At 66.7% G+C, this 9,666-nt stretch carries 7 protein-coding genes and 1 tRNA gene; 5 read left to right on the top strand and 3 right to left on the bottom strand.

Features of this window, described 5'->3' with window-relative positions; genetic code table 11:
- Positions 1 to 29 precede the first annotated feature (29 nt).
- Positions 30 to 575 carry a transglycosylase family protein gene (locus ON40_RS26090; protein WP_040827092.1) on the bottom strand — a complete coding sequence of 182 codons (546 nt, stop codon included), beginning with the start codon at positions 573 to 575 and terminating at the stop codon, positions 30 to 32.
- A gap of 535 nt (positions 576 to 1,110) precedes the next feature.
- On the opposite strand from ON40_RS26090, the gene ON40_RS26085 reads away from it, so the two are divergent.
- Positions 1,111 to 1,184, top strand: a tRNA-Met gene (locus tag ON40_RS26085).
- Positions 1,185 to 1,593: 409 nt separating this feature from the next.
- On the top strand, positions 1,594 to 1,776 hold the full coding sequence (locus tag ON40_RS26080; protein WP_157186423.1) for a hypothetical protein: 183 nt from the start codon (positions 1,594 to 1,596) through the stop codon (positions 1,774 to 1,776).
- A 67-nt stretch (positions 1,777 to 1,843) separates the two neighbouring features.
- Here ON40_RS26080 and ON40_RS26075 read toward each other — a convergent pair whose 3' ends face one another.
- Positions 1,844 to 2,728 (bottom strand): sterol desaturase family protein, encoded by an 885-nt coding sequence (locus ON40_RS26075; protein ID WP_051193570.1) that lies wholly within the window; start codon positions 2,726 to 2,728, stop codon positions 1,844 to 1,846.
- Positions 2,729 to 2,861: 133 nt separating this feature from the next.
- The gene (locus ON40_RS26070; protein WP_051193563.1) at positions 2,862 to 4,232 is read right to left on the bottom strand and encodes a nucleobase:cation symporter-2 family protein; all 1,371 of its coding nucleotides are present in this window, start codon (positions 4,230 to 4,232) and stop codon (positions 2,862 to 2,864) included.
- A gap of 595 nt (positions 4,233 to 4,827) precedes the next feature.
- Between ON40_RS26070 and ON40_RS26065 the strand changes: the two genes are divergently transcribed.
- The 3 genes from ON40_RS26065 to xdhC are packed head-to-tail and all read left to right on the top strand — an operon-like array spanning position 4,828 to position 9,633.
- Positions 4,828 to 6,264, top strand: a complete 1,437-nt coding sequence (locus ON40_RS26065) for a xanthine dehydrogenase small subunit (RefSeq protein ID WP_040827088.1) — start codon at positions 4,828 to 4,830, stop codon at positions 6,262 to 6,264.
- Positions 6,261 to 8,759 (top strand): xanthine dehydrogenase molybdopterin binding subunit, encoded by a 2,499-nt coding sequence (gene xdhB, locus ON40_RS26060; protein WP_083895932.1) that lies wholly within the window; start codon positions 6,261 to 6,263, stop codon positions 8,757 to 8,759. The genes ON40_RS26065 and xdhB overlap by 4 nt, the downstream gene beginning before the upstream one ends.
- The gene (gene xdhC, locus ON40_RS26055; protein ID WP_218008870.1) at positions 8,752 to 9,633 is read left to right on the top strand and encodes a xanthine dehydrogenase accessory protein XdhC; all 882 of its coding nucleotides are present in this window, start codon (positions 8,752 to 8,754) and stop codon (positions 9,631 to 9,633) included. The genes xdhB and xdhC overlap by 8 nt, the downstream gene beginning before the upstream one ends.
- The last annotated feature ends 33 nt before the right edge of the window (positions 9,634 to 9,666 follow it).

Genomic DNA, 9,666 nt, shown 5'->3' with positions numbered 1-9,666 from the left:
GTCTCCGGTATGGGGAGTCTTTCGCCGGATCAGCGACCCAGGGACTGGATCAGTCCGGTGTTCTGCTGCAGGACCTGCTGGTACTGCGCATCGAAGCCGAGCTTCTCGGCGACCTGGGAGGCGGTGTCCTCGGCCTGGGCGATCATGGCCTCGCGGCTGCCGGGGGCCGGTGCGGCGGGCGCGGCCGGCGCCGGGGCGGGCTTGGGAGCCGCGGCCTCGGGGGAACTGGTGGCGCCCCAGCGCAGGTACTTGCCGCAGACGGGCCAGGCGCCCGCACCCTGGGTGTTGAGCACGTTCTCCGCGACGCGGACCTGCTCTTCCTTGCTGGCCTGGCTGGCCATGCCGCTGCCACCGTTGGCCCGCCAGGTGCTCTGCGTGAACTGCAGACCGCCGTAGTAGCCGTTACCGGTATTGGTGTGCCAGTTCCCGCCACTCTCACATTGCGCGACGCCGTCCCAGTCGTGGGTCGGCGCGGCCGAGGCGGTACCGGCGATTCCGAACGGGACGGCAACAAGGGCGCCGGTCACGGCGGCGAAGCCGAGGGCGCGACTGCTGATCTTCCGGTTCTTGTTCATGTGGTTGTCCCTCCCCGTGCCCGCCGACACGGCGATTTACGCCGAGTCCCTGCCCCCAGGTGGTCGGGGTTTCCCGGACCGCGGGGCAGGGTTGCCGGTGGCAGCGGTTCGGATGGGTGCCCGTCACGGTGTCGATCCGGGTCGTCGACGACCATAACGAACAAATTTCAGCAGATCACGTCTTGATAACGTACGGAATTGCATGAAGCGAATAACTGGAAAATCGCTGTCCATGCAGGTCGGCAATGCCGTAATGGCAAATTCTGGTCGGTCTGTTATTTGCCTATTATGTGGCGCTAATCACCGCCAATTTGTGCCGTGGATCACGTTATTTTCCTATTGCATTGGAGACGCACGCGTGCGTGCGCGAAGTAACGGCCGCCGCGTGCCCCTGCGCCCGCTGAAATGTGATGACAGTCACACTTGAGCGGGAGAGTCAAGATCATCCGAATCGATCGTTCGGGGCCCTGAAAACCCTTATCGACCAGGCGATTTGCGATCGCGAACCACCCGTGTGTAATGTTGTGTTCACCGACGCGGGGTGGAGCAGCTCGGTAGCTCGCTGGGCTCATAACCCAGAGGTCGCAGGTTCAAATCCTGTCCCCGCTACTAGCGAAGTGGCCCGGAACCATCAGGTTCCGGGCCACTTTCATTTTCCGGCATCATGCGCCGCTCGCCGGAACGTGTTGCCCACTTCGCCCGTACGGGCCCATCGGCGTCGATGCGTCGGATTCAACCGCCGCTCAGCGGCTCACCTTCGCCATCGCCCGCCACGGCCGTCTTCATCTCATCGCGGCCGCCGAGGGCTGTGCAGTGGCAGTCCTCGCGCGCCGTACCGACGGCGTTGGCTGGCGATGATCATCCTCGTACTGGGTTTCATGCTGGATCTGCTCAATGTCACGGTCGTCAACGTCGGTCTTCCCGCGATTCAGGCGGTCTCGGCGCAACGTCCGCGCAGGTCGGTTGGGTCGCGACGGTATACCTGCTCGCCTTCGCCGCGACCATGATCGTGCAGCTGGTGGCCTCAGCCGCCTTCAGTGGATTCCAGTTGGTGTTCGTGCTCTGGCGGCAGGACGGTCGGCACCCTCAGCACCGGTTCTTCGCCACCGGCGATTGCGAAACCGGTTTCACCACAAGCACATTGGCCGTCATCGCGGTACTGGTCGCAGCGGCCGCACTGCGTTCCCCAGGGTGGCGCTGAACGCCCTGCGCGGTCACGGCGACCAGAAGACTTTCGCCGTGACCGCGGGTACCCCGAGCGGCGCGGGTTACTCGGTGACCCCCACGGGTTCCCGTTCCGGGGCGAGGCGTGCCTCGACCGGTTCCGGGGTCCAGCCCGGAGGGGCGACGATGTGGCCGAGGCGGGCCCGCCAGGTGTGGGCGTGGCGGACGTCGGAGATCATGCGGACGAATTCGTGGTAGTTGACCTCGAGGGGGTTGTGGGTGTCGATGTTCTTGGTGAGGCCGTAGCGGACGGGTTCGAGTTCCTCGGCGTAGCTGCCGAACATCCGGTCCCAGATGATGAGGATTCCGGCGTAGTTCTTGTCCAGGTACGGGTTGTTGGAGCCGTGGTGGACGCGATGGTGCGAGGGGGTGTTGAAGATGTATTCGATCGGGGCGGGGAGTTTGCCGATTCGCTGGGTGTGGATCGGGAACTGGTAGAGCAGGCCGATCGACTGCAGCAGGAAGATCATCCACAGCGGCAGGCCGATCAGCGCGGCGGGGACCCACGCGGCCGAGCGGATGAACGTGCCGGGGATGAGCCAGGGCAGCCGCACCGCGGTGGTCAGATTGAACTGCTGACTGGAGTGGTGCACGCTGTGCCCGGCCCACAGCAGCCGGATCCGGTGATCGGCCCGGTGCGCCCAGTAATAGCAGAAATCGGTGACCACCAGGCCCAGCACCCACACCCACCACTCGTGCGGATTCAGGTGCCACGGCGTCAGCGCGACCGCCGCCCCGAGGATGGAGAAGGGCACCAGGAAACGCTCGAACATCTTGGCCACCCGCCCCAGCAGGTAGATCGAGATGCTGGTGGTCGAGTCGCGAATCGTGCCGCCGCGGCGATCCGGATCGAACCGGTATCCCGCCCATTCCACGAGCATCAACACGACGAACGCGGGTAACGCGTACAGGAACAGACCGCTGGACATCCCTACCTCCTGGCGAATCGGCCGCACTGTGCCGCCGTCACCGATCACGGTAGGAAGTTCCGGGGGCGAAATCGTCACCTCGGCAGGTGATCGATCATCCCCCGGGCAGGGGATGTCGGCGCAGTTCCTCGGATCAGCTCGTCGCGGCGCGGGTACCGGCGCGCCAGTGGTTGAACAGCAGATTCAGCACGAACACCACGATCACCGCGGAGGTGATCGGACTGGCGGCGATCATCTGGAAGTCGGTGGGGAATTTGGTGTAGAAGTTCGGCGCGACCGAGGGCAACAGCGCCACCGACAACGTCACCGCGATGATCAGCATGTTGTGCGTCCCGTCGAACTCGACCTTGTGCAGCACGCGCAGGCCGACCGCGGTCACCATCGCGAACATCACCGTCGCCGCCCCGCCGATCACCGGATCCGGAAGTGCCGCAACGAGACTGCCGACCTTCGGCACCAGTCCCAGCGCCACCAGCAGCACCCCGCACACCGTGACCACCCATCGGCTGCGCACACCGGTGAGCCCGACCAGTCCGACGTTCTCGGCGAACGCGGTGTCGGGGAAGGAGTTCATCAATCCGGCCAGCACGCCGGACAGGCCGTCGGCGGCCAGGCCGCGCGCCAGATCGCCCGGCTGGAGCGGTTTGTCGACCATCTCGGCCACCGCGACGATGTCCGCGGTCGACTCGGTGAACGTCACCAGCATCACCACACACATGGAAATGATTGCGGCGATGTGGAATTGGGGCGCGCCGAACAGGAACGGATGCGAGATCCCGAACCATCCGGCCTTACCGACCTCGGACAGATGCACCAGCCCCATGGGGATCGCGACGATCGTCCCGATCACGATGCTGAGCAGTACCGCCAGCTGACTGATCAGGCCGCGGGTGAATCGGTGGATCAGCACGATGATCAGGATCACGAGCCCGGCCAGGCCGATATGCGAAATCTGGCCGTACTCAGGCGATTTCGAGTCGTTGCCAGCGATCAGCCCGGCATCCGCACCGATCAGCGACAGCCCGATCACGCAGATCACGCAACCGGACACCAGCGGCGGGAAGAAGCGAACCACCGTGGCGAAGAAGCGCGCGATGATCAGACCGAAGACGCCGGACACCAGAATCGCGCCGTACACCGTGGGCAGTCCCGCCGCACCGCCGCCGAATTGTTCGGCGATCAGAATCATCGGCGAGACGACCGTGAACGTCGCCCCCGCCACGAGCGGCAGTCGAACGCCCAGAATTCTGCCGATGCCGACGGACTGGACGATCGTGATGATCCCCGAGACCAGCAGATCGGCGTTCACCAGAGTGCCGATCGTGTGTTGCGGCAGTTTCAGCGCGCCGCCGACCAGCAGCGGAACCGCGACCGCACCGGCGTACATGATCGCCAGGTGTTGCAGGCCCAGGAGCGCGAGCCGGGCCGGGGGCGGCACCTCGTCGACCGGATGGGGCGGCCCGTCGTCGGGATTGCGCGAGGGACGCGAGAAGCGCAATGACATGGCAAGCCTCCTGGGCGAGCGGATATACCGGCCGACGACGGCCGGAACTCCCGGCGCGAAAGTGTCGCGGGAAATTCGTGAGACGAACGTCCCGCGGCGCAAGCGTAAATGCCACGAGTCGATGCCCGGCCGTGCCGCAACGATATGTTTACCGGAGGTAACACCCCTGTCGCGCCGGTTCGGTGGATAATCCGATCGGAACGATGAAATGCGTTGTGTCGTTTGGAGGATCATCCCAAAGGTGTGGGGTGCTCGCGGCGATGCTTGACCGGTCGTGCGGGCGGTGAGTACGTTGAAATTCCAGCGTGTTGCACGACCGATGTGAGGAGGTGATCGGGATGGGTGTCGAGTGCGATCTGCGTCGTCTCGCTCACCGCCGGGTCTGGATTCCCGGCCGCGTCGCGCACGGTTGCTGACCGGGTATTTCGTCTCGTTCCGGACGGTGTCGTCCACCCCTTCCGGATTTCCGGCGCAGATCGATATGCGCCACCGAATTCGCCTGGCACGCTCGATGCAGAAAGCCGCCTAAAATGGTGATTGTCGTCCTCGACCCGACCGCACGCTCATTCGATCGACAGCGAAAAGAGGGTTTGCCATGGTAACGGCGCGGATCACGGTGAACGGAGAAGTCATGCCGATTTCTCCGGCCGCGCCGACGACGACTCTGCTGGAATTCCTGCGGCAGTGGGGATTCACCGGGAGTAAGGAAGGCTGCGCGGAGGGGGAATGCGGTGCGTGTTCGGTTATGCTCGCTCGCCCCGGGATCGTCGGGCGCACCGAATGGATCGCGGTCAACGCCTGCCTGATTCCGGTCGCCGCACTGGACGGGCAGGAGGTCGTCACCGCCGAGGGGCTGGGTACGCCGGAGGCGCTGCATCCGGTGCAGCGCGAGCTGGCGATTCGCGGCGGTTCCCAATGCGGTTACTGCACACCGGGATTCGTATGCAGTATGGCCGCGGAATATTACCGGCCCGACCGGGTGGCAGCCGATGGCCTGGCGGATTCCGAGCATGGCCCGAACGGATTCGATCTGCACGCGCTGAGCGGAAATCTGTGTCGCTGTACGGGATATCGACCGATCCGCGATGCCGCCTTCGCGATCGGCACACCGGACGCCGACGATCCGCTCGCCCGACGCGGTGCGGCCGCGCCGCCCGAACCGGCGCCGACCGTACTCGAGCAGGATGGCCGCACCTTCGTCCGGCCCGCGACGCTGACCGAGGCGGTGACGTTGCTGCACACGCACCCCGACGCCGACGTCGTCGCGGGCTGCACCGACTGGGGTGTGGAGGTGAACATCCGCGCCCGCCGCGCCGACTACGTGATCGCCATCGATCAGCTGCCCGAACTGCGGGTCCTGCACGTCGAACCCGATCGTTTCGAACTCGGCGCGGCCCTGTCCCTCACCGAACTCGAGCGACGACTCGCAGGCGAGGTGCCGCTACTGGCGGAACTGTTCCCGCAGTTCGGCTCCCGGTTGATCCGGAACAGCGCAACCCTCGGCGGCAACCTCGGCACCGGCTCGCCGATCGGTGACGCCGCACCGGCACTGTTGGCCCTGGGCGCGTCGGTGGTGCTGGCGGGCCCGGCCGGGGAGCGCGAGGTGGATCTGGCCGACTACTTCACCGGATATCGGCGGAGTGTGCGCCGCCCCGATGAGCTGATCCGTGCCGTGCGCATTGCGCGCCCGCTCGCCCGACTGTCCGGATTCCACAAGATCGCCAAGCGTCGCTTCGACGATATCTCCAGCGTCGCAGTGGCTTTCGCGATCGATGTCGACGACGACGTGGTCCGTTCGGTCCGAATCGGACTGGGCGGAGTGGCCGAAACCCCCGTCCGCGCCTACGACACCGAATCGGCGCTGTCCGGCCTTCCCTGGTCGCCCGAGACCATCGAGGCGGCCGCGCGGGTTCTCGAAGCCGAGGGCACCCCACTGGACGACCACCGCGCCAGCGCGGGTTACCGCCGCGCCATGCTCGCACAGAGTCTGCGCGAGATGTATGCGCGCACCACGGAGGGAGCGGCGGTATGAGTGATCTGTCGCAGCGACCGGAGAACCCGTCGGTGGGTGTGCCGATGCCGCACGAGAGTGCCGCTCTGCACGTCACGGGTGCCGCGCTCTACACCGACGACCTGGTGCATCGGACCAAGGATGTGCTGCACGCCTACCCCGTGCAGGTCATGTGCGCGCATGCGCGGGTGTCCTCGTTGCGCACCGCGCCGGCGCTGGCGGTGCCGGGAGTGGTGCGGGTGCTCACCGCCGAGGATGTGCCCGGAATCAACGATGCCGGAGCCAAGCACGACGAACCGCTGTTCCCCACCGAGATCATGTTCTACGGGCATCCGGTCTGCTGGGTGCTCGGCGAGACGCTCGAGGCGGCTCGGCTCGGCGCGGCGGCCGTCGAGGTCGATATCGAACCGCTCCCGGCGCTGATCACCATCGCCGATGCGATCGAGGCCGGGAGTTTCCAGGGTGCGCAGCCGCAGATCCGCTGCGGCGACATCGACACCGGATTCGCCGAATCGGCGCGGATCTTCAGTGGTGAGCTGGAATTCTCGGGGCAGGAGCACTTCTACCTCGAGACGCATGCCGCGCTGGCGATGGTGGACGAGTCCGGGCAGATCTTCGTGCAGAGCAGCACGCAGCATCCCTCGGAGACGCAGGAGATCGTCGCGCACGTGCTGGGGTTGCGCAGTCACGAGGTGACGGTGCAGTGCCTGCGGATGGGCGGCGGCTTCGGTGGCAAGGAGATGCAGCCGCACGGGTTCGCGGCCGTCGCGGCGCTCGGTGCGACTCTCACCGGACGTCCGGTTCGCCTGCGGCTCAACCGGACTCAGGATCTGACCATATCCGGCAAGCGGCACGGATTCCATGCCGTCTGGCGGGCCGGATTCGACGCCGACGGCCGCCTGCGCGCACTGGACGCGACCCTCACCGCCGACGGCGGCTGGAGTCTGGACCTGTCCGAACCGGTCCTGGCTCGCGCGCTGTGCCACGTCGACAACCTCTACTGGATTCCGCACGCCCGCATCAGCGGCCGAATCGCCAAGACGCACAAGACTTCCAACACCGCCTTCCGCGGATTCGGCGGGCCGCAGGGCATGCTCGTGATGGAGGATCTGCTCGGGCGCTGCGCACCGCTGCTGGGTCTGGATCCGGCCGAATTGCGCCGTCGCAACTTCTATTCCGCGGGTCAGTGCACGCCCTACGGGCAGTTGGTGCGCACGCCGGAGCGGATCGAAGCGGTGTGGCAGCAAGTGCACGAGAACGCCGATCTGACCTCGCGCCGCCGGGAGATCGAGGCGTTCAATGCCGCGCATCGGCACGTCAAACGAGGTCTGGCGATCACCGGGGTCAAATTCGGCATCTCGTTCAATCTGACCGCGTTCAATCAGGGCGGTGCGCTGGTGCTGATCTACAAGGACGGCTCGGTCCTGATCAATCACGGCGGCACCGAGATGGGCCAGGGTCTGCACACGAAGATGTTGCAGGTCGCCGCGACCACCCTGGGCGTCCCGCTGGATACGGTGCGCCTGGCCCCGACCCGCACCGATAAGGTGCCGAACACCTCGGCCACCGCGGCCAGCTCCGGTGCGGATCTCAACGGCGGGGCCATCAAGAACGCGTGTGAGCAACTGCGCGAACGACTTTCGCAGGTGGCCGCGACCCGGCTCGGCTGCGATGCGGCGGATGTCCGGATCGTGGACGGCGTGGCCCGGCCGCTGGGCGTTTCGGGTGACGGCGTCGCCTGGGCCGATCTCGTGCGGACCGCATACCGGCAGCGGGTGCAGCTGTCCGCGGCCGGTTTCTATCGGACCGAGGGACTGCACTGGGATGCGGCGAGTATGCGCGGTTCGCCGTTCAAATACTTCGCCTACGGCGCGGCGGCCAGCGAGGTGGAGGTGAACGGATTCACCGGGGCCTACCGCATCCGGCGGGTCGACATCGTGCACGACGTGGGCGACAGTCTGTCCCCGCTGATCGATATCGGTCAGATCGAGGGTGGTTTCGTGCAGGGGACGGGCTGGCTCACCCTGGAGGATCTGCGCTGGGACACCGGCGACGGACCCGGCCGCGGCCGATTGCTGACCCAGGCCGCCAGCACCTACAAATTGCCCAGCTTCTCGGAGATGCCCGAGGAGTTCAATGTCGAACTGCTGGCCGATGCCACCGAGGAGGGCGCGGTCTACGGCTCGAAGGCGGTGGGTGAGCCGCCGCTGATGCTGGCGTTCTCGGTGCGTGAGGCGTTGCGGGCGGCGGTCGCGGCCTTCGGTCCGGCCACGATCAGCATCGATCTGCCCTCACCCGCGACACCGGAGGCGGTGTACTGGGCGATCGAACGGGCGCGTCGCGGGATGCACGCGGATGAGGTTGCCATGCAGGAGGTTTCGTTCGCCGATCCGGTTCCGGTCGGGGCGGGTCCGGCCGGTGACGGGAGAGGCGCCGCGCGACCGGGCATCGCGCGTGCGGGGCATCGGCCGATGGGTGAGATCCCGGACGGCACAGGAGTTCTCGGTCATGGCTGAGCTGACCTGGGTGACGGCGGTAGCGCGGTTGCGGGACCGCCGCGAGCCCGGGGTGCTGGTCACCGTCGCCGCCGTGCGCGGGCATGCGCCGCGTCCTGCCGGGGCGAAACTCGTTGTGGGACGGGCGGATACCTGGGGGTCGATCGGTGGAGGGAATGTCGAGGCGGTCGCGATCGAGCGGGCCCGCGAGCTGATCGACTCGCCGGACCCGCAGCCGGAGCTGATGGATTTCGCGCTCAACGACAAGGTGATCAACCGGCACGGTGTGCAGTGTTGCGGGGGAACCGTTGTGCTGCTTCTGGAACCGCTGCCGGTGGTGCCCGCCGTCGCGATCTTCGGGGTCGGGCACGTCGGGCTGGAACTCGCGCGCATCCTCGCTCGCCACGATCTCGACCTGCATCTGATCGATACCCGGCACGAGATGCTCGATGACCGGCGACTGTCCGTCCTGCGCGACGCACCGGCCCGGATCCACGTGCACGAGGTGCCGTTGCTGCCCGAACAGGTGCTGGCCGAACTGCCGCCCGGCGCCCACCTGCTGATCATGACCCACGACCACGCCGAGGACGCCGCCCTCTGCGATGCGGCCCTGCGCGGCGGCGATTTCGGGTCGATCGGCCTGATCGGCTCGTCGGCGAAATGGGCTCGGTTCCGCCGCCGGCTCGAATCCGAGGGTGGTCACACCGCCGAATCCATCGCCCGCATCCGCACTCCCATCGGCCTGCCCGAGATCACCGGCAAGGATCCGGCCACCATCGCGGTCAGCGTCGCCGCGGACCTGCTGCTCACCTTCGAACGCGACCGCGCCGCCGCGTCACCCCGAATGCCGCAGGACCCCCGAATTCCGCTCCCGCATTCGGGACCGCAGGTGTGATCGAGTGCCGCACATTCCTTGTAGGACAGAGGG

Origin of the sequence: Nocardia jiangxiensis NBRC 101359, assembly GCF_000308615.1 — a bacterium.
GTDB classification, from domain to species: domain Bacteria; phylum Actinomycetota; class Actinomycetes; order Mycobacteriales; family Mycobacteriaceae; genus Nocardia; species Nocardia jiangxiensis.
Note: the sequence above shows the minus strand (reverse complement) of the source record. Positions and strands in the feature narration are given on the sequence as shown.